Annotated in this window: 20 protein-coding genes; 15 read left to right on the top strand and 5 right to left on the bottom strand. The window is 57.7% G+C overall.

Translation table 11 applies throughout. The features are described from left to right. Together flhA and flhF are read left to right on the top strand one after the other, a co-directional pair. Entirely contained in the window at positions 1-2,115 is a 2,115-nt protein-coding gene (gene flhA / locus GTU67_RS01155; RefSeq protein WP_185778360.1) for a flagellar biosynthesis protein FlhA, read from the top strand. After that, a complete protein-coding gene (flhF, locus tag GTU67_RS01150) occupies positions 2,112-4,709 on the top strand; it encodes a flagellar biosynthesis GTPase FlhF (RefSeq protein WP_185778359.1) in 2,598 nt (865 codons plus the stop codon). The genes flhA and flhF overlap by 4 nt, the downstream gene beginning before the upstream one ends. 42 nt (positions 4,710-4,751) lie before the next feature. Here flhF and GTU67_RS01145 read toward each other — a convergent pair whose 3' ends face one another. The 3 genes from GTU67_RS01145 to flgA form a co-directional block, all read right to left on the bottom strand. Next, the gene (locus GTU67_RS01145) at positions 4,752-5,264 is read right to left on the bottom strand and encodes a flagella synthesis protein FlgN (protein ID WP_185778358.1); all 513 of its coding nucleotides are present in this window, start codon (positions 5,262-5,264) and stop codon (positions 4,752-4,754) included. Positions 5,265-5,273: 9 nt separating this feature from the next. Further along, positions 5,274-5,555: a flagellar biosynthesis anti-sigma factor FlgM gene (gene flgM, locus GTU67_RS01140; protein WP_185778357.1), complete on the bottom strand. Its 282-nt coding sequence runs from the start codon at positions 5,553-5,555 to the stop codon at positions 5,274-5,276. Positions 5,556-5,645: 90 nt separating this feature from the next. Then, entirely contained in the window at positions 5,646-6,362 is a 717-nt protein-coding gene (flgA, locus tag GTU67_RS01135; protein WP_185778356.1) for a flagellar basal body P-ring formation chaperone FlgA, read from the bottom strand. Positions 6,363-6,577: 215 nt separating this feature from the next. Between flgA and flgB the strand changes: the two genes are divergently transcribed. The 13 genes from flgB to GTU67_RS01070 all read left to right on the top strand — a co-directional run bounded on the left by flgB (position 6,578) and on the right by GTU67_RS01070 (position 19,666). Continuing rightward, positions 6,578-6,988 (top strand): flagellar basal body rod protein FlgB, encoded by a 411-nt coding sequence (gene flgB / locus GTU67_RS01130; RefSeq protein ID WP_185778355.1) that lies wholly within the window; start codon positions 6,578-6,580, stop codon positions 6,986-6,988. Between the two features lie 13 nt (positions 6,989-7,001). Further along, positions 7,002-7,424, top strand: a complete 423-nt coding sequence (gene flgC / locus GTU67_RS01125) for a flagellar basal body rod protein FlgC (protein ID WP_185778354.1) — start codon at positions 7,002-7,004, stop codon at positions 7,422-7,424. Between the two features lie 51 nt (positions 7,425-7,475). Continuing rightward, on the top strand, positions 7,476-8,174 hold the full coding sequence (locus GTU67_RS01120; protein ID WP_185778353.1) for a flagellar hook capping FlgD N-terminal domain-containing protein: 699 nt from the start codon (positions 7,476-7,478) through the stop codon (positions 8,172-8,174). Between the two features lie 38 nt (positions 8,175-8,212). Next, entirely contained in the window at positions 8,213-9,685 is a 1,473-nt protein-coding gene (locus GTU67_RS01115) for a flagellar hook protein FlgE (protein WP_185778352.1), read from the top strand. Between the two features lie 11 nt (positions 9,686-9,696). Next, positions 9,697-10,455 carry a flagellar basal body rod protein FlgF gene (locus GTU67_RS01110; protein WP_185778351.1) on the top strand — a complete coding sequence of 253 codons (759 nt, stop codon included), beginning with the start codon at positions 9,697-9,699 and terminating at the stop codon, positions 10,453-10,455. 42 nt (positions 10,456-10,497) lie between these two features. Then, positions 10,498-11,283 (top strand): flagellar basal-body rod protein FlgG, encoded by a 786-nt coding sequence (flgG, locus tag GTU67_RS01105; protein WP_185778350.1) that lies wholly within the window; start codon positions 10,498-10,500, stop codon positions 11,281-11,283. Between the two features lie 22 nt (positions 11,284-11,305). Further along, positions 11,306-11,995: a flagellar basal body L-ring protein FlgH gene (locus tag GTU67_RS01100; RefSeq protein WP_185778349.1), complete on the top strand. Its 690-nt coding sequence runs from the start codon at positions 11,306-11,308 to the stop codon at positions 11,993-11,995. 18 nt (positions 11,996-12,013) lie between these two features. Then, positions 12,014-13,117: a flagellar basal body P-ring protein FlgI gene (locus GTU67_RS01095; RefSeq protein WP_185778348.1), complete on the top strand. Its 1,104-nt coding sequence runs from the start codon at positions 12,014-12,016 to the stop codon at positions 13,115-13,117. Between the two features lie 12 nt (positions 13,118-13,129). Beyond that, a complete protein-coding gene (gene flgJ, locus GTU67_RS01090; RefSeq protein WP_185778347.1) occupies positions 13,130-14,161 on the top strand; it encodes a flagellar assembly peptidoglycan hydrolase FlgJ in 1,032 nt (343 codons plus the stop codon). 75 nt (positions 14,162-14,236) lie between these two features. Continuing rightward, positions 14,237-15,895 (top strand): flagellar hook-associated protein FlgK, encoded by a 1,659-nt coding sequence (gene flgK / locus GTU67_RS01085; RefSeq protein WP_185778346.1) that lies wholly within the window; start codon positions 14,237-14,239, stop codon positions 15,893-15,895. A gap of 53 nt (positions 15,896-15,948) precedes the next feature. Beyond that, on the top strand, positions 15,949-17,508 hold the full coding sequence (gene flgL, locus GTU67_RS01080) for a flagellar hook-associated protein FlgL (protein ID WP_185778345.1): 1,560 nt from the start codon (positions 15,949-15,951) through the stop codon (positions 17,506-17,508). Between the two features lie 103 nt (positions 17,509-17,611). Then, positions 17,612-19,135 (top strand): methyl-accepting chemotaxis protein, encoded by a 1,524-nt coding sequence (locus tag GTU67_RS01075; protein WP_346726947.1) that lies wholly within the window; start codon positions 17,612-17,614, stop codon positions 19,133-19,135. Continuing rightward, positions 19,136-19,666 (top strand): hypothetical protein, encoded by a 531-nt coding sequence (locus tag GTU67_RS01070; RefSeq protein ID WP_185778343.1) that lies wholly within the window; start codon positions 19,136-19,138, stop codon positions 19,664-19,666. 104 nt (positions 19,667-19,770) lie between these two features. Here GTU67_RS01070 and fliR read toward each other — a convergent pair whose 3' ends face one another. Both fliR and fliQ read right to left on the bottom strand, forming a co-directional pair. Beyond that, positions 19,771-20,550, bottom strand: a complete 780-nt coding sequence (gene fliR / locus GTU67_RS01065) for a flagellar biosynthetic protein FliR (RefSeq protein ID WP_185778342.1) — start codon at positions 20,548-20,550, stop codon at positions 19,771-19,773. Between the two features lie 14 nt (positions 20,551-20,564). Further along, positions 20,565-20,834, bottom strand: coding sequence for a flagellar biosynthesis protein FliQ (fliQ, locus tag GTU67_RS01060; RefSeq protein WP_185778341.1), 270 nt, complete (start codon positions 20,832-20,834; stop codon positions 20,565-20,567). Positions 20,835-20,846: the final 12 nt, after the last annotated feature.

Genomic DNA, 20,846 nt, shown 5'->3' with positions numbered 1-20,846 from the left:
ATGAATAACTTACTCGCCCTGTTTAAAGCCAACGGTTCGCAGCACGCACGATTGCTGGCGGGCCCCATTTTGATCATCATGGTTTTGTCCATGATGATCCTGCCGTTATCGCCTATCGTCCTCGACTTGTTCTTTACGTTCAATATCGCGATGTCGATCATGGTGCTGCTGGTGGCCATGTTTACTAAAAAGCCGCTCGATTTCGCAGCTTTCCCGGCAGTGTTGTTGTTTACCACTCTGTTAAGGCTGGCGCTTAACGTCGCCTCGACCCGCGTTGTGCTCATGAACGGGCATCAGGGCCCCGACGCGGCCGGCCAGGTTATCGAAGCTTTCGGTCACTTTCTTATCGGCGGCAATTTTGCCGTCGGTATCATCGTGTTCATCATTCTGGTCATCATCAACTTTATGGTCATCACCAAGGGCGCGGGGCGTATTGCTGAAGTCGGCGCGCGCTTTACCCTCGATGCCATGCCGGGTAAGCAAATGGCTATCGACGCCGATCTTAATGCCGGGTTGATTGGTGAGGAAGAGGCGCGCCGACGTCGCGCCGAGGTGAGTCAGGAGGCCGAGTTTTATGGCTCGATGGACGGTGCCAGCAAGTTTGTCCGCGGCGACGCCGTCGCCGGTTTGCTGATCATGGTCATCAATATTGTCGGCGGCCTTATCGTGGGTGTTGGCCAGCACGGTTTAAGTTTTGCCGATGCCGCCGAGGTTTACACTATTTTGGCTATTGGCGACGGTCTGGTTGCGCAAATCCCGGCGTTGGTGATCTCTACAGCGGCCGGTGTGGTGGTGTCGCGTGTGGCCACCGACGAAGATATCGGCCAGCAAATGGTGGGCCAATTGCTGGCCAACCCGACCGTCATGTTTATCACGGCGGCTATTTTGGGCATCATGGGCCTTATTCCCAACATGCCGCATTTTGCATTTCTGTTGTTGGCCGCTTCGTTGGCCGGTACGGGCTGGGTGCTTTACAAGCGCCAGCAAGAAGAAGCCGTTAAGGCTGCGCCCGACCCCGTCCAGCAGCAGGCGGCTGCCGAAGCTGCTGCTGCCGAGGCCACCTGGGATGACGTTGCTTTAGTTGATCCGCTAGGGCTTGAGGTGGGTTACCGCCTCATTTCGTTGGTCGACCACTCTCAAAATGGCGAGTTGTTGCACCGCATTCGAAGCTTGCGCAAAAAGTTTGCGCAAGACGTCGGCTTTTTGCCGCCCGTGGTGCACATTCGCGACAACCTCGAACTCAAACCCAACGAGTATCGTATTTTGCTGTCGGGCGTTGAAGTGGGGCGCGGTCTGGCCATGCCCGACCAATGGATGGCAATTGACCCGGGGGAGGTGGCAACTAAGTTGCCTGGCACGCCCACAACTGACCCGGCGTTCGGCTTGCCGGCCGTATGGATTGACGTGTCGTTGCGTGAACAGGCGCAAATTGCCGGTTACACCGTGGTAGATGCAGGTACTGTTGTGGCCACCCACCTTAATCATCTGATGCATCGCTACGGTGCCCAGTTGCTGGGCCGTCAAGAAGTCCAGCAGTTGCTTGACCATATTGCTAAAGAATCGCCCAAGCTGGTCGAAGATCTGGTGCCCAAGACCATCAGTCTGACGGCCTTGCAAAAAGTATTGCGTGGCTTGCTCGACGAAGAAGTACCCATTCGAGATGTCCGCACTATTATCGAATGTCTGGCCGAGCATGCGCCGCGTCTGGCGGCCCTGAACCCCAGTGGTACCGGTCCGGATCCGGTCGAACTGTTGCAGCAGGTTCGTATTGCCCTGGGCCGGGCAATTACTCAGCAGTGGTTCCCCGGCGACGGCGACTTGCGTGTCATCGGCCTCGACCCCAAGCTCGAGCGCGTGCTGACCCAGGCGCTGACCACAAGCGGCGCGCTCGAACCCGGTCTTGCCGAAACCCTGCTCAATGACGCACAGCGCGCTATCAATGCGCAAGAAGCACGTGGCGATGCGGCAGTGCTGGTTGTGCCGCCTGTGTTGCGATCTTCGTTGTCGAGGTTCTTGCGACATCATTTTCCGCAGTTGGGCGTCTTGTCCAACTTCGAGATTCCTGAAGAACGTATACTGCGTATCACTTCAGTAATTGGCGGGAGTCCTAGTTGAACATTAGTCGTTTTTTCGGCGCGACGAATCGCGAAGCCCTGCGTCAGGTTCGTCTGGCGCTTGGGCCTGATGCACTGATCATTTCCAATCGTCGTGTCAACGGCGGTGTCGAAATTCTGGCCACCGATCAAACCGCATTACCCGACAATGTCGTGCAGCAGATTGCAGCCCAAGAAGCCGAGGCCGCCGCCAAGCAGGGGCCGGTGACCATGCGCACCGCTTTTCGCCGCCCCGATCAGGCGTCAGGGCCTGCGTCTTATCCGGGGATGTCCGGGGCATCGCCTGCGCCTGCCCAAGGCATCGACCCGCGTCGTGCCGGGGCTTCGGCCGGGCACGCGCCCGCTGCGACAGGCAGTTCACGCCCGGCAGGGGCGGGGTCGTCTGCGGGTGGTCTGCCGCCCACGGGGTTGCGCCAACCTCCGGCAACGGGTTTGCGTCCTGCGCCGGCTGCGTTGGCGCAAGCCATGGGCGGGCCGGGGGCGTCATCCGGCGATGTCCTTGGGGCCATTGGCGCCCTGCAGGGCGTCCTCGAAAGCCGTATCGACGAACTTTTATGGGGCAGCCAGTTACGGCGGGCGCCCCAGGCCATTTCACTTTTTCAAACCCTGCTGGGTTTTGGGTTCAGTACGGCATTGCTGCGTGCCATGCTCAAGCGTTTACCCGAAAACATGGGTGCCAAGGCGGCGTTTCAGTGGGCGCGCAACGAGCTGGTGCGCCATTTGCCCGTGCTCGAGAACGAAGACGAGCTTTGGCAGCCCGGTTCAGTCGTGGCGCTGGTGGGGCCGACCGGCGTGGGCAAAACCACGACGGTGGCCAAGCTGGCCGCGCGTTGCGTTAAACGTTTGGGTGCCGAAAACGTGGTGTTGCTCACAACTGACACCTACCGTATCGGGGCGCACGAGCAGTTGCGTATTTACGGCCAGATGATGCGCGTGCCGGTTCACGTGGTTCAAGATGCCGCCGAATTGCGCCGTATTCTGGGCGGGGTGGGTGTGCATCAAACCGTGCTTATCGATAACGTGGGTATTAGCCAACGCGACCGCCACGTGGCCGAACAAGCCGCCATGCTGGGCCAGGCCGGGCGCGATATCCAGCGTTTGCTGGTGCTCAACGCCTCAAGCCACGGCGACACGCTCGACGAAGTCGCTCGCAGCTATACCAACGACGGCGGCAGCCGTTTGCGCGGTTGCATTATTACCAAGGTCGACGAGGCAACGCGTTTGGGCGCGGCCCTTGACACGGCCATCCGCTATCAGTTGCCGGTTTGTTATATATCCGACGGCCAGAAAGTCCCGCAAAACCTGTCGTATCTGTCGGCCTCCGATCTGGTCGACCGGGCCATGGTCAAGCCGCAGTCTCAGGCGTTGTATGCGCCATCCGAGGCCGATTTTGCTGCCCTGATGTCAATGGCCAAACCGGCCGAAGAAACACCGCAGAATATCGAGAAAAAACGTCGCCAATTATTGCCCAATCTGTTAACGGTTGCCGGCTGCGCGGGCAGTGGTGTCGAGCTTACAGATATCGAAGGGGCGTGCGCGCAGATCGATGACGATCTTCTGGCTTCTGAAACCTACGAGCTCTGGCGCCGCTACTTTAAAGGTGATATCACCGACGGCATCCAGGCATTGGGTTTGCATTTATTGCGGGCGGCACAAAACGAGTTCGTGGGCCAGCAGGGGCAGTACATGTTGGCGCTGCACGATCAAATTGCGCTGCGCGAATCCGACAACCGTTCGGCTGGCCGCTTGCGTGCCACGGTATTGTGCAGTCAAACCGGCACGCCCTGGGCGTCGCCGTATCAGCAGCTCACGCTGGCCGACGGCTGGCGAGCTTCTGACGGTAGCTCTGCGCTTCAGGCACCCGGCAACATCGAGGCCTTGCTTGACCAGATCAGTTGGGTAGCGCAGTCGCTTGCCGATGTGCCTGTGTTGCATGTTTTCGACCAATCCACGCAAGCGCTCTGGCATGCGGTGTCTGCGTCGGGTGCGGCCTGGTTGTCGCCGTGCCCTGCAACAACCAAAGTGTACGAACAGGGTTGCGCCACAACCGTCGGGGCGTTGTCCAAGGCCGTCGACTACCATCCCGTTGGCGCGCTTAACGAGCTGCTCGGCCTGGCCGAAATCCAAAGCATAGATCGTGGGCGACTGGTTGTTTGGGCCGGTGTTCAGGCGGTTGAGCTGGTGTCCCGGCAGGCCGGCCATTTGCCGGTGCTTTTGGTCGCCGCTCGCGTTGTCGACCGTGATAGCGGCACGGTACTACGTACAGTGCATGGCCTTGCGCACGCCACCACCATTGCCGCATCGCCCGAGCGTCTGGCAATGGCGCTGTTGGTGGCTGCCGAACAAAAAGCCGCTTTCCGTCTGGCCGCGCGGTGGTGGCCCATGCTGGCGCCACGGCAGTGGGCCGACGCGTCTCAAAAGCGTGCGCTGACTGCTATACAGGTTGGGCTCACAACGTGGCATGCCTTGGCTGGTATTGAAACTGCTGGGTTACGTAAGGCGCTTTTGGGCCTGGCAGGTAGCCAAAAGCCCACACAGGTGGCCGCAGTGTCGGCCATGATGAAGTTGTTTACCCTCAAAGAAATGACGGTCTAAGCGTATATGCCGGTGCTAAGCGGCGCTTGTGATTACCAGGCGTTAGCCGGCTTTTACGGGCTTAAGCCGTGGCTGGGTGCCGCCACCCGGAGTATCGAGGTGTTTTGATTTCCCGCTGGCGTCGTAGACTTCGCTTGCGCCAGCCCCGGCGTTTGCCAGACGTTGCAGTACTTCCAGCATTTGTTGGTTTTGGCGTTGCAGCACGCCAATGGTTGCGCCATTGGTTTCATTCAGGCTGCGAGCCTGCAAGGCCAGATCGGTTAGCCGTGCCGCTAAAGTAGAGGTTTCGGGGTATGCCTTTGCTGCTGCCTGCAAGCCGGCATGCCCTGGTGCAAACCCGAGTACTTGCAGGGCGGTGTCACGGGCCTGTGTGGCCTGGGCAAGATGTTCGGCGTGTTGTTCTTTTTTCTGGCTTGAGGCAACCAGTTCGTCGGGACGGCCTGATTCAAGAATGCCGGCTTCTGCTTTTAGTGTGTCGATAAACAGCCCGACAAGGCGCACTTCGGTGTCAAGACAATCGATAAGTGCTTGAAGTGCGTCGGGTTGATCTGACATGGCGATAGTTTATTTGAGGAGTTCGCGGGCGCTGGCCAGCAGCGAATCGGCGATGCGTTCTGGGTTGACTTTGAGTTCGCCGGCAGCGATGGCATCGCGGATTTGCTGGACGCGTTCCATGTTGATGTCGTTATCGCTGTTTTCGAGGCTGGACAAATGCCGTGCCGTACTGCTGAGGTCGACAGCAGACTTGCCGGTTGCGCCTGCGTTGTTTTGAGGCGCAGGTACGCCCGCACGCTGGGGGGCGATTGAATTAACGGCAGGTTTGTTCAGCGACGGTGTGATTTTCACGGGTTGCTCCGGTGTAACAGGGCGTCTGAGCCCTAAGTATAGAGGGTAACGGACGCACGAGACAAAACTTTAGCCGTTAAAGCAAGATTTTTACATCGGGATAATGACGGTTTGGGCATTAAGCACGGTGGCCGTAACAATTTGGCCCGATGCTGTCTTGACCTGGATTTGTGTGCCCGGCTCGCCGCCCTGCATGGCCTGGCCATCGCTGCTGGCAATAAAGCCTACCCCCCGGACTTCTATTTTAACGCGCTGGCCCCGCTCGATAGAATCGGGGCTACGCAAGGCGGACGCCTTGATTGGGCGTCGGGCCGCCAGGCGCTGGGTGGTAATGTACCCAACCAACTGGCCTGGGTCGAGCAACGACCCTGCGGGCAGGCGAAGCAGGTCGCCTTCTTGCGGCAGGATGTCATCAAGGCTAAGTACGCTTCCGGCATTAACGCTGCGGGCTGCAACGTAATACACGCCGTCGATGCGCACATTGACTTGCGTGTAACTAACCCATGGCTGCGGGGCCAGGCAGCGTATGCCAACGTTGAGCCGCGGGCGCAAGGTTTGACGCCCGGGCAAGAAGATTTCGTAGTCGGCGCAGGCCGGTTGTCGTTCGAGGTTGGGGTCGGAGACCGATATGGCGGGCACGCCGGGCCAGGAGGCGGCCAAGTCTTGCAAGAACGCCTCGATGTCGGACACGATGGCATCGGTGCTGATGGCAGGGGCTTCGGGGGAGGCAGGGCCTGTTTGCGCCGCAACCCAGCCGGGGGCTAAAAAAAGCAGGGCGCCAAGCCATAGGGCATTTAACATTGACATGAGCCCATTTTAAGGCCCGTTCAAGGTGCCGCCAATAGCTGGTTTGCCCGGTGGCCGCAATTCAATCGGGGAATTGGCCGACAAATTGCACCTTATTTCAAAGTTTGTCTTGCGAACCGCGCGTCTACTATAGACCCTGACGATTAACGGCTGTGTGGGCAAAACCTTTAGGCCGGTAATCAAAAAATTGTGTTCTGAATTGTACAGGTTGGGTCATGGTTGATCGTATCGGCGAAGATTTCAAGTTTTTCCAGGAAGCCATTCGGCTGCGTCAGCAGCGCCAGGAGGTGCTGGCCGCAAATATTGCCAATGCCGACACGCCTAACTACAAAGCCCGCGACTTTGATTTTGGCAACGCCCTGAAAGAAGCCATGGGTAATGGTCATCAGCGCTTGCCCGATACTGCCCTGGCAACGACGTCGGCGCGGCATATTCCGGGTTTGGCGCAATCGCCTGCGGGCGCCAATTTGCTTTACCGCCAGCCTTTGCAACCCAGCCTCGACGGCAATACCGTCGATATGGACATCGAGCGCGTGCAGTTCGCCGAAAACACCACCAAGTACCAAACCGATCTCACCATCATTTCCCAGCGTATCAAGGGTCTGATGGCCGCGTTGCAGCAGTAATCAGGGTTAAGCCATGTCTTCTTTAAGTCTTTTTCAAATTGCCGGCTCTGCGCTTACCGCGCAGTCGCAACGCATGAACGTTTCGGCCAGCAATCTGGCCAACGCAGACAGCGTTGCCGGCCCCGACGGACAGCCCTACAAGGCCCGTCAGGTTGTCTTCGAAATGGTGCCGCAGGGCGGCCAAAATGCCGGCCGCGCGGCAGCGGTGGGTGGTGTGCAGGTTTCTCGTGTCATCGAAAGCAACGCACCCCCGCGGATGCAGTACGACCCCAAAAACCCGTTGGCCAACGCCGATGGCTATGTCACGTTGCCCAATGTCGATGTCGTTGCCGAAACCGTCAATATGCTTTCAGCGTCGCGCTCTTACCAGGCCAACGTCGAAGTCATCAATACGGCCAAAAGCCTGATGAGTCGTACGTTGTCGATTGGTCAGTAACAGTTTTAACGGCCAGGCGTTTGTGCCTGGCCCCGATACGGAGATTGAACCGTGGCTACAGTTAATCCCAACGCTCCCGCCGTTAATTCGGCGTCATTGGCGGCGGCAACCGCGGCGGCTTCCAAGCGCGCCGAAGACGCCAAGAACCAGTTCATGACGCTGCTGGTGACGCAGTTGCGTAACCAAGATCCTTTAAGCCCAATGGACAATGCGCAGTTCACTTCGCAATTGGCTCAGCTCGAGACGGTAAACGGCATTACACAGCTGAACAATACGTTGCTGGCGTTGTCTGGTCAGCTCGACATGACCCAGTCCATGCAGGCTGCCAGTCTGATTGGCAAGGGCGTCCTGGTGACGGGTAACAAGATTTCGTTGGGCAGCTCGCAGGTCGATGGCGAAACGGTCAAAGTGGCGACACCGTTCGGGGTGGATCTCATTTCGTCTGCTCAAAAGGTTGTTGTCACTATTCAAGACGGCAGCGGTCGTGCGGTGCGCACTATAGAACTGGGTGCCACTCCCTCAGGCGTTCTCTCTATGGAATGGGACGGCTTGGACGACGCCGGTCAGCCGGTGGCCGATGGCGCTTATTCGGTGCAGGTTGCCGCCACAGGCGCCGAAGGCGTAGCGGTCAGCAGCGAAGCGCTGACCTACGGCAAAGTTTCAAGTGTTGCGTATGCCTCCGACGGCGTGCGGCTCGACCTCGGTCTCGTGGGGTCGCGCTCGCTGTTCGACATTCGCAAAATTATGTAATTCATTCGTTAAGTTAACGGTCAGGACAAGGAATAATCATGGGTTTCGGTCAAGGTTTAAGCGGTCTGAATGCTGCCGCACAAGAGCTCGATGTTATCGGCAACAATATTGCCAACGCGGGTACGGTTGGTTTCAAGTCATCGTCGGTGGTGTTCTCCGACGTCTACGCCAATTCGCAGGTCGGTTTGGGGGTCAAGCTGGCCGCCGTCAACCAGCGTTTTACGACGGGTTCTATTACAAACACGGGTAACCAGCTTGACCTCGCCATCGACGGCATGAAGGGTCTGTTCCGTGTCGAAGACCCCAACGGCAATGTTCTTTACACCCGTAACGGTCAGTTCTTCGCCGACGAAAACAACTTTATCGTTAACGCACAAGGCCAGCGCCTGACCGGTTTTGGCTTAATCGGCGACGACATGGCGCCGTTGCAAGTGCCGCTGGGTAACTTGCCCCCGTCGGCAACCACCGATATTGCGACGATGACCAACCTGAATGCAAACGCCAATGTTGTTTACGAACAAGGCGATACCATCGGGTTGGTGTATGCAAGTAATGATAGTGGAGTAACCTGGAATCAATTCCGTTATCGTATGGATAGTGCTTCTGGCAACATCTTGTCATGGAGCAATGCGGACGGCTCGCCAGCGACGCTTGCCGATGGCAATTATGAGTTTGCAAATGATGCGTCCGGTACAGGATCAGTAGGTCCGTTCGTAGTGGCTGGTAATGCAGTTGCGCCTGCTGACACTGCTGCAATCAAATCTGTCGGTGAAACCGACGGCATCGTTGCCCGTCCGTTCAGCACGACCGACGCCAACAGCTACACCCACTCGTTGCCCCTGACTGTTTACGACTCGCTGGGTAATTCCCATCAGTTCATTCAGTATTTCGTCAAGCGCGAATCGGTGGGTGGCGAAACCGCCTGGGACGTCTACTATGCTATGGACGGTAACGTTACCAACGCGGCAGCACCGCACCAGATGCGTTTCTCTGAAAGCGGTCAGTTGGTGTCTGGCCAGCAAAACACGTTTACCATCACCAATGTCGGCGGCCTGGCAGCGCCTGCCGCCGATCTGGAACTGGCTTTCGATTACGACAAATCCACATCGTTCAGTGGCGCGTTCTCGTATACGTTTACGCCCAGCGGTTTCCCCACGGGCGAATATGCCGGCATCTCTATCGGCACAGACGGCGCGGTCATTGCCAGCTATACCAATGGCGAAATGCGCACCACAGGCTACGTTGCCCTGGCCAACTTCAACAACCTCAATGGCCTTAAACCTTCCGGCGACAATGCCTGGGTCGAAACCGGCGAGTCGGGTCAGCCTATCGTGGGTCGTCCGGGCACCAATGGTCTGGCATCTATCAAAGGCCAGGCGGTCGAAGACTCCAACGTCGACCTGAGCCAGGAACTGGTGCGCATGATTATTGCCCAGCGCTTCTATCAGGCCAACGCCCAAACCATTAAAACCCAGGATCAGATCGTCCAGAATCTGATCTCGATGCGCTAACCGGTTTAATTATGGATCGTATCGCGTATATCGCAGCGGGCGGGGCGGCCAAGGTGCTCGAGCAGCAGTCCGTGCTTAGCAACAACATGGCCAACGTGGGTACTTCCGGCTTTCGTGAACAGCTCGTTAATTACCGCGCTGTACCTATCAATGCCGAAAACACCTCGCCCACCCGGGTCGCCACTATTGCGTCAACCCCGGGCAGCAATTTTGGCCAGGGCGCCATGACCGAAACCGGTCATGCGCTCGACGTGGCCGTGATGGGCGATGGCTGGTTTGCCGTACAGGGGCCCGATGGCCAAGAAGCCTATACGCGTGCCGGCGATCTGGCAGTTAATCAAAACAACCAGCTGGTTAATCAGGCCGGCCACGTCATGTTGTCAAACGACGGTGCACCCATCGAGGTACCCGAGCGGGGCAGCATCACGTTTACGTCCGATGGTTCCATTACCGCACTGGGGGCCGGCGACAATCCGGCCGACATCCAGGTCATTGGCCAGCTCAAGCTGGTCAACCCGCCGGCGCAAGCCATGCAGCGTGGCGATGACGGCCTGTTTCGTTTCGATGCCGGCAATGGCCCTGCGGCTGCACCGGCAGACCCCGCCGTGCGCATGGTGTCGGGCTTTGTCGAAAAAAGCAACGTCAGCGCCGCCGAAACCATGATCGGCCTGATTCGTAACGGCCGCATGTTCGAGATGCAGATGCAGATTATTCAAGATGCCGACCGTAACGCCGAGCGTGCGAACAGCATTTTGTCGAGCAACGGTTAATGTAAAGCAGGGTGACGCAAAGGTCGCCCCAAAGGAAAAGCAATGATTCGTTCGTTATGGATTGCCAAAACAGGTCTTGAAGCCCAGCAGACCAATCTCGATGTCATTTCAAACAACCTGGCCAACGTCAACACGTCGGGTTTCAAACGCAGCCGTGCCGTCTTCGAAGACCTGATGTACCAAACCATTCGCCAGCCGGGCGCGCAGGTGGGGGCAGCCAACCAGTTACCTTCGGGTATGCAGTTGGGTACGGGGGTGCGCACCGTCGCCACCGAGCGCATCCATTCGCAAGGCAATATGCGCGAAACCGGCAACCAGCTCGACGTGGCGATTCAGGGTCGTGGCTTTTTGCAGGTCGAAATGCCTGACGGCACATTCGCCTACACGCGTGACGGCAGCCTTCAGGTCGATCAGAACGGTCAGTTGGTTACTGCCGGGGGCTACCCGATTCAGCCGCCCATCAACATCCCCGACAACGCCCTGAGCGTCACCATTGCCCGCGATGGTACTGTTTCCATTACGCAGCCCGGTGCTGTTGGTGCCAGCGTCGAAGTGGGTCAAATTCAGCTGACAACGTTCATCAACCCCACCGGCCTGCAAAGCCTGGGCGAAAACCTTTACGCCGAGTCCGATGCCTCCGGCCCGGGCAACTTTGCCCAGCCTGGCCTGGATGGTGCGGGTTTGTTGATGCAAAACTACGTTGAAACGTCTAACGTGAACGTGGCCGAAGAGCTTGTGAACATGATTACGTCGCAGCGTGCCTACGAAATGAACAGCAAGGCCATCCAGACATCTGACCAGATGCTTGCCCGTTTGACTCAGCTGTAATTTTTATTTGTCTGGAACATTGATGTTGCTTCGTGGTTTTCGTGGGTATGTGGTAGCGGCATTGGCCGTTGTGGTTCAGGGTTGCGCGCTGGTGCCGCCCGAACCCATTGTTACGGGGCCGCTGACGGCACCGCCGCCACCCATGAATACGGTTATGCCCGAGCCCAACGGGTCGATTTATCAGCCGACCGCTTATGGCAACTATCCGTTGTTCGAAGATCGCCGTCCGCGCAACGTGGGTGATATCGTCACGATCATCATTCAAGAACGCACCAATGCCGCCAAAAGCGTCGCGACCGAGTCCAGTCGTTCGGGCAGTGCCGGGTTGGGCATCGAACTGGCACCGGCAATTTTGCCATCCAATATCGGCCCGCAGCAGAATTTCGATATGGGTGGCAACAACGATGCCGAAGGCAGGGGCTCAAGCCAGGCCAACAATACATTCTCTGGCACGCTGACCACAACCGTTATAGGCGTGTTGCCTAATGGTAATTTACAGATTGCCGGCGAGAAACAAATTGCCATTAACCGGGGTTCCGAGTACATCCGGTTTTCCGGGGTCGTCGACCCGCGCTCCATTTCTGGCGCAGGTACAGTGCCGTCCACCCAGGTTGCCGACGCCAAGATCGAATACCGCAGCAAGGGTCGTATGGATGAAGTGCAGGAAATGGGCTGGCTGCAGCGTTTCTTCCTCAATATTTCGCCGTTTTAATTTCTCCCGGTCATACGCATGAAACTCTTTAAATATGTCTTTGCTGCAGTTGCGCTGGTGCTGATGTTGCCGGCCCAGGCCGATCGCATCAAAGATCTGGCTTCAATACAAGGCGTCCGCGAGAACCAGTTGATCGGTTACGGTCTGGTGGTGGGCCTGGACGGCAGCGGCGACCAGGTGCGTCAGTCGCCCTTTACGCAGCAAAGTCTTACCAATATGCTGTCGCAGCTTGGGGTGACCGTGCCCCAGGGCACCAACATGCAAGTCAAAAACGTGGCGGCCGTGATGGTAACAGCGCGTTTGCCGGCATTTGCCCGTCCCGGGCAGGCTGTTGATGTTGTGGTTTCTTCTATGGGTAACGCCAAAAGCCTGCGCGGGGGCACACTGTTGATGACGCCCCTTAAAGGGGCCAACGGCCAGGTTTACGCCATTGCCCAGGGCAATTTGCTGGTGGGCGGCGCCGGTGCGCAATCAGGTGGGTCCAGTGTTCAGGTTAACCAGCTTAACGGCGGTACTATTCCCGACGGCGCCATCGTAGAGCGCGGGGTGCCCACAACGTTTATTCGCGACGGCTTCATCAACCTTGAACTGAATACGACTGACTTTGGCATCGCCCAAAACGTTGCCTCGGCCGTAAACCGCAAGCTGGGCGCCGGTACCGCGTCTGTTCTCGATGGGCGTCTTGTCCAGTTGCGTGGCCCCACCGACCCTGAACGTCAGGCCTTGTTCTTGTCACAAGTCGAGAATATCCAGGTGACCTTGCCGCCTGCGCGGGCAAAAGTCATTATTAATGCACGTACGGGTTCCGTGGTCATGAACCGTACAGTAACCATCGAAGAAGCTGCCATTGCGTACGGGAATCTGTCGGTTGCCATCAGCAACCAGCAGCAGGTGAATCAGCCCGACACGCCCTTTGCGGGCGGAGAAACGGTGGTGACCGAGAATACCCAAATCGAGATGCGCACCGACGGTGGCAGTATCAAGCGGGTACGCACCAGCGCCCGGCTGGCCGACGTGGTCAGTGCCTTAAATGCCCTGGGTGCCACACCTCAAGACTTGTTGTCGATTCTGCAAACGCTCAAAAGCGCGGGTGCTCTGCGCGCCGATCTCGAAATCATCTGACGCCTGCATGCCATGAACGCACCGCTTTATTTGCCCCGTCCTGCCGATCAAGTGTCCTCGATGGACATGAATCATCTGAATCGCTTGCGCGGCGACGTGCAGGGTATGGGGGCGCTAGACCCCAAAGCGCAAGAAGAGGTTGCTCAGCAGTTCGAGGCCTTGTTCATCCAGCAAATGCTCAAGCAAGCCCGCGCCGCAACGCCGGGTCTCGAAGGTATTTTCGACAGTGATCAAACGCGTTTGGCCCAGAGTCTGTCTGACGAGCAGTCGGCCCAGATGCTGGCCAAGTCAGGTTTGGGGCTGGCCGAGGCGCTGCTGTCGCAATTGCGGGGTGAAATGCAACCCGCGTTCGACCCACGTTTGCCCCACGATCGCGGTCTGGCTGCGGCTGCCGCCCTTCAGTCGTCGGGCACGGGGTCGCAGAACAAATTCGATTCAATTTCTGACCTGCTTGAGTTGCTGGGCAATACGCCCGTAGTCAAACAGGCCAAAGCCACAACCGAAGCCTTGTACACCGCCATTAAAGGCTCGCCCTCGCACATAGAGAACTTTGTCGCGAAAATGGGCGATGCGGCACGCCAGGCCGCCGAAAGTAGCGGTATCCCGGCCAAACTGATTCTTAGCCAGGCCGCGCTCGAGTCAGGCTGGGGGCGGCGTGAAATCCGTGGCGAAGACGGCAGCAACAGCTATAACCTGTTCGGCATCAAGGCCACGTCAAGCTGGACAGGCAAAGTTGTCAATATAACGACCACCGAATACGTCGACGGCCAGCCGCAAAAAATGGTGCAGCCGTTTCGTGCCTACAACTCGTATGCCGAATCATTTGCCGACTATGCGCGCCTGATAAGTCAGTCTGAACGCTACAGCGAGGTCATGACGGCGCCCAATGCCGAAGCGGCCGCAGTACGCATCCAGCAGGCGGGTTACGCGACCGATCCGAAATATGCAGAAAAACTGATTTCTATCATGGGTTACCTTGATGACCGCCTGGGGCCGCCCCAGCTGGCTCGCGCAAACCCTGTGTCGCCTGCCGATCCCGGCTAAGGCGCTAAACATTCGGCAGTTTCGGCCGTTAACCTGACATAAGGTTATTTACCCTGTTTTCTTAGTGGAACCTCAATGAATTTAGCGAATCTGGGTCTGTCGGGCATCAACGTTGCGCAAAACCGTCTCCAGACCACCGGCCATAACATTAATAACGCCAATACCGACGGCTACAACCGTCAGTCGGTCAATGTGTCGACGGCTGGTGCGCAAAGCATGGGGCGCGGGTACATTGGCATGGGCGTGCAAACCGACTCGATCGAGCGCGCCTACGACAACTTTTTGTACCGGCAGCTGGTCAATTCGCAAAGCAAAGAGTCCGAGCTTGCGTCTTACGGTACAGAAATTACGCAAATCAATAACCTGTTTGCCGACCGTACCGTAGGCATCTCGCCGGCCTTGCAAAAGTTCTTCGACGGCATTCAGGCGGTGGCTTCTGCGCCAGCCGATCCGGCCGCCCGCAAAGAGCTGTTGGGCCGCGCTTCAAGCCTGGTGGGCCAGATCAACGACGCCAACGCGTTTCTCGACGACCAGCGCAATAACCTGAATACGCAAATCAGCACCACCGTGCGTCAAATCAATAGCTATGTCGAACGTATTCATGGTTTTAACCAGCAAATCGTCACCGCCAAGGCGGCGGGTGCAGGTGCTGCGCCCAACGATCTGCTCGACCAACGCGATCAGGCTGTGGCTGAGCTGAACAAGCTGGTGGGTGTTACCGTTATTGAGCAGGGTGACCGTTTCGGGTTGTCGTTTGGCAGCGGGCAAGTGTTGCTCAGCGCCGACACCATGTATCCGCTTACCGCCAAACCGTCCGACAACGACCCGAAACGTATGGTGGTGTCGTACACCATGCCGGTGGGTAACAATAAAACCACGCTGGTCGAAATCGACGACCAATATATTCGTGGTGGCGCGCTAGGCGGCCTCATGCAGTATCGTTCCGAAACGCTCGACCCGATTCAAAACGATTTGGGCCGCATGGCCGTGGGTCTGGCCATGTCGGTTAACCAGGCGCATGCGCAGGGTTTTGACCAAAATGGTAACCCCGGCGGCGAGTTCTTTTCGATGCGCCAACCCATTGTGGGCGCAGCGGTCACCAACAAAGGCACAGCCGCTTTCACCGCCTCGTTTTCCGACGCCAACCAGCTGACCGCGCAAGACTACGAAATTGCCTACGACGGCACCAATTATTCGGTCATTCGCGTTCCCGAAGGTTCACTGGCGTACAAGGGCGACGGCAGCGGCTTTCCTCAAGTTATCGATGGCCTCGAAATTGGCTTTTCGGCAACCTCGGGTGCGCCGGTTGCCGGTGACGTCTGGTCATTGACGCCTACCCGCAATGCAGCCTCAGACCTGGGCCTGAAACTGGCTGACCCTGCGCGGTTTGCCGCAGCGGGCACCGACTCTGGCGATGCCGATAACGCCAACGCATTGGCTATGGCCCAACTGCAAACCAACAAAACGCTGGGGCAGGGCACCATGAGCCTGAACGAGTCATTCTCGCAGATCGTCAACAATATTGGTGTTCAAACCCAGCAAAACATCACGGCGCAAAAAGCGCAGTCTACGCTGGTGCAGCAAAATTTTTCCGCTCAACAGGCTATTTCGGGTGTCAATCTCAACGAAGAGTACGTCAACCTCGAGCGCTACCAAGAGCAGTTTCGGGCGGCTTCACGGCTTATCGATGTTAGTGGTACCTTGTTCGACACCCTGTTGGGTCTGAAGCAGTAATTTAGGTTTTGGGTTAGTTGTAGTTCACAGTCCCCGATTTATAGGCGGTTGTCATGCGTGTCAGTTCATCTTTGTTTTTCCAGACGGGTGTAAAAACCATCAATACCCAACAGGCCGACCTGATGCATTTGTATCAGCAAATCGGTACGGGCAAGCGCATGATTACGCCGTCTGACGACCCCTTGGCGGCCGCGCAAACCATTAATATTGCGCAGTCGCAATCGCTGAATGCGCGCTACACCGAAAACCGTCAGGTCGCCAAAACGGCCTTGGCCACAGAAGAAAACACCCTGACGTCGGTCTCATCGTTGCTGCAGGGTATTAAAACCCGGCTGGTCGAAGCAGGTAACGGCACGTTGTCTGACGCCGACCGCACGGTACTGGCCAACGTTTTGTCAAACGCCAAAGACAACCTGCTGGGTCTGGCCAATGCCGCCGACGGCAGCGGGCAATATCTGTTTTCCGGGCATGCCGGCAGTCGCCCGCCCTTTGTGGCCAGTTCAACGGGCGCTGTCAGCTATCAGGGCGACGAAGGCCGCCGTTTAATTCAGGTCGATCAAACCCGCCAGCTCGATTCCGCCGATACCGGTAGCGAAATTTTCATGAGTGCCGCGCCCGGTGCGCGCGACTACATCACTATGGCCGACCTGGGCAATACCGGCACCGGGGTAATAGAGTCCCCCATTATTACGAACCCTAAAGGGGCGTATGTGGGCGAGTCGTTTCAAATCGACTTTACCGAAGCCGGCGATGGCACCATGCAGTACAGCTTTCAGGTATTTGACGCCGACGGCAACGTCCTTTCAGGCCCGACAACACCGGTTAATTATTCGCCTGACAACGCCTCGCTCGACTTGCCCGGTGGTGTTCAGGTCAAGTTCTCGGGTGTCCCGGCCGACGGTGATACCTTCCGTGTCGAGCCTGTATTCCTTAGCAACCCTCACGTGGCGGCTGCCTCGGCCGGCTGGTCGGGCGGTGCGACCCTGGGCAAGCCGCAGGTTACTGACCCTGCCGGCGCCAATGTCAGCGCCGAACTATCCGTTGTCTTCGGGGCCGAAACCGCGCCTGGTTCGGGTATTTACGATTACACCGTCACCGATAACAGCACGCCGCCGGTAGCCACGACGCGTCAGTACGACTCTAACAGTAGCGACCCGCTCGACCTGGGCGGCGGCATGCAAGTGGCGTTGTCCGGCGTGCCGGCCAACGGTGACGCCTTTACGGTCAAACCCGTAGAAGCCCCAGCCAACCTGAATATTTTCGATTCCATCGATGCGATGATTGCGGCCCTTGAACGGCCCACCGTGGCCGATCCAGCCGCGCGTGCGATGTTCAGTAACGTTCTGGCCTCTACCATGCAGCGCGTCGATGTGGTCTACGACCAGGTGCTTACCGTACGTTCGTCGGTGGGTACTCGTATGGCGGAAATCGCCGCCATCGACGATAACGCCAGCTTGCGTGGTTTAAGTTACGAACAAGATCTGTCGCGCCTTGAAAACGTTGACTATTACGAAGCCACCGCGCAACTTCAGTTGCGCACTGCAGCGCTCGAGGCCGCGTCTATGGCCTTCAAGAAAATTCAGGCAACCAGTCTGTTCAACATGAACAACTGATAAAAACCAAGGGCGCATCAAGCGCCCTTTTCAGTCAGCTCTATTTGCGGTTTCCTTTTACCTTTTCTTCGAGATCTAAAAAAAGATGCGCGCGCAATTGCAGGTGAAAACACGTTTGGCATTGTTGCTGTTTTTTATGCTGGCTCTAACCCTGCTGGCTGTTGCGATGGGTTGGTACGCCATGCCTTCCGCTGCTGAAGCAGGTTCGGCATCTGCGGCATGGGTTCAGCGCCAAGAGCAGGCCACTTATGTTTTCATCATGGTTGCCGTGCTGGCGGTGCTGCTTGCGCTTTTAACTTACCTGACCGTTGTGCGAAAGGCAACCGATCCAATGCACCGTATGGCCGCTTTGCTGGCCAACCTTGCACAAGGTAACCTGACAAATAAAATTTCGGTACGCAGTGCCGATGAACCCGGTCTGATGTTTGCCAATGCAAAGGCGCTTCAAGAGGCCTGGAGCAACGCCGTGGGCACTGTGCGTGAAGGTGTAGGTTATATCAATCACGATATCAAGCAACTGGTCTCAAGCAACGCTGACCTGACCTCACGCACCGAGCAGCAAGCTACGGCGCTCGAGCAAACGGCGTCAAGTATTCAGCAGTTGTCAGGTACTGTTCGGCAAAATGCCGATCATGCCCGTCAGGCAAACCAGTTGGCCGTGACGGCGTCGCAGGTTGCGCAGCGCGGCGGCGACGCGGTTGGCGAAGTGGTGGCAACAATGCACGGTATTTCGACCAGTTCGCACAAAATTGCCGACATCGTGGGTGTTATTGACAGCATCGCCTTTCAGACCAATATCCTGGCATTAAATGCCGCCGTCGAGGCCGCCCGTGCCGGCGAGCAGGGCAAGGGCTTTGCTGTTGTGGCTTCCGAAGTGCGGGCGCTGGCCCAGCGCAGCGCCCATGCGGCGAAAGAAATCAAAGACCTCATCGAAGATTCGGTCAAGAAGGTCACTGAGGGTTCGGGCCAGGTCGAACGGGCCGGCGCGACTATGGAAGAAATCGTTACCTCGGTGGCCCGTGTTACCGACATCATGGGCGAGATCTCTGCGGCAACCACCGAGCAGGCCGAAGGCATTGACCAGATCAATCAGGCCATTGGCCAGATGGACGGCATGACACGTCAGAACGCGCAACTCGTAAATCGGTCTACCGAAGTTGCCGCAGATCTTGATGGTCGCGTGAGCAAGGTCAGCACGGCGCTGCTGGGTTTTAAGGTTGAACAGGGTGCGGTTGTTGACATGACGGCGGCGCACACCTCGTCGGCAAAGGCCGATCGCACGACGGCGCAGGCAAATGCGCCCCGTCTGCCTGCGGGTGCAGCGCGGCAAGCCACGGGCGCGGCTCCGGCATTGGCCGCCACGCATGCTCGGCCGGCAGCCTCGAAAGCAACAACAGGCGCTGGGGCAGCTTCGGCTGCCTCCCGAACCCCGGCGATCGCGCGCAAACCCGCGTCGTCAACGACGGCATCTGCAGCACGCGATGCCGACGCAACGCCCGCCCAGCGCAAGCCGGTTGCAAGCCCAGAGGCAGCCGCTGCATCGCGCGCAGCGTCGCCCGCGCCTGCACGTTACGTTAGCGCCAGCACCAAAGAAAGCCATCGCGAAGACGATTGGGAAGAATTCTGAATGACAGTCAAACAACGTTTCAACCGGGTATGCCGCTGGACAGTCTTGTCCGCGTCTTTTTTGTTGGCCGCCTGCTCAACAACGGGCCGCTCGTTTAACAGCATGGCGCTGTCTAATTTTGTACCGGGCCAAACCACCTATGCCCAGGCCGTCGAAATGTTGGGGTCTGAGCCGGAAAACACCTACTCGCAGCTTAACGGCACCATGATCGCCCGGTGGGCGCATAAAAACTCTGTGCTGACCGACGCTATTTATTTTCGGCAAGAACTGATGCTGCGTTTTAGCCCCGACGGGCGGTTTGAACGCGTTGTCGACAGCGTGAATGTGCTAAGCCAGCCCGGCGGCCAGAAGATGCCGGCTAATGGTCAGGTTTACGATGACCCCACCATGAGCGCCACGATTGCGCCAACACCCGTAAAAGTCACCACACCCATGCCGCCGCCGCCATCGCCGGTGCGCCAGCCCAACCCCGAACTCGAGCAGCCGCTGCATTCCCAGTCGGTGACCTATCCGGTTCGGGGCACCTACTAATCATAACGGCGCCGTCGGGGCCAGGTTTTTGCCAGCGTTGCCGGGGCCTGGTGCAGGCAAAGCAGCAAGATAGCCGGCGCGTGTTTTGTGTTTTCTGTGTGCTGCTAAAGCGCGTTAATGACTCGACCCATTGCCGCATATCCCGAGTCAAAGAGCTGTTGTACAAACGGGGCAATTTGCGGCAATACAACCCACAGCAAAATCAACCCCACCAGCAGGCTGATGGGGAAGCCGACGGCAAAAACCGACAGCTGTTGGGCCGTGCGGTTCAGGATGCCGAGCGCCAGGCTGATGGACAGCAACACGATAATTAAAGGCAGGGCCAGCAGCATGCCCGAGATCATGACTTGGGCAGACCAGTCAAACAGTACACCCAGCCCGGTTGACTGGATAGGGGTGGAACTGATGGGCAGCAGATCGAAGCTGCGTATGAAGCCGGCCAGCATGAGCAAGTGGCCGTTAACCGCCAGGAACAGCAACATGGCGATCATATTCATGAGACGTGCCAGAACGGCTGTGTTGGCACCCGTTTGCGGGTCGAAGAACGAGGCAAACGACAACCCCATTTGCAACCCGATGAATTCGCCAGCGGTTTGTACGGCGGCAAATACGATGCGCATGACCAGGCCCAGTATGGTACCGATGAGAAACTGTTGCAGCGTAATGAACAGCCCTTCGTAGGACGCCGGTGATATGGCGGGTGGCGTGGGGAGCGTAGGCGCGATGATGATGGACAAGAACGCCGCCAGACCCACTTTTGCCCGTGTGGGTATAGACGATTCGCCCAGCAGCGGCGCCGTGCTTAAAAAGGCCAGAAGCCTTACAAACGGCCATAGAAAGGCGTTTAGCCAGGTGTAAAGCTGTTCGACTTCGATGGAGACCATGGCGCGTGCAGCCGCTAGCCAACCAGCCCGGGCAGTGACAGGATGAGTTGGCGGATGTAGTCGACCATGACACTGATAAGCCACGGCCCAAGTAGTACGAGCGTGATGCCTACAGCCAGGAGCTTCGGAATGAATGACAGCGTCATCTCGTTGATTTGTGTCGCCGCCTGGAAAATACTGATCACCAAACCGACAATCAGGGTAATGAACAGCAGTGGGCCTGCCATCATCAGGGCCACTTGCATTGCCACGTAGGTCATCGACATGACGGTTTCAGAGGTCATTGGGCTTGCCTT

Origin of the sequence: Pusillimonas minor, assembly GCF_014237865.1 — a bacterium.
Lineage (GTDB): Bacteria > Pseudomonadota > Gammaproteobacteria > Burkholderiales > Burkholderiaceae_B > Neopusillimonas > Neopusillimonas minor.
Note: the sequence above shows the minus strand (reverse complement) of the source record. Positions and strands in the feature narration are given on the sequence as shown.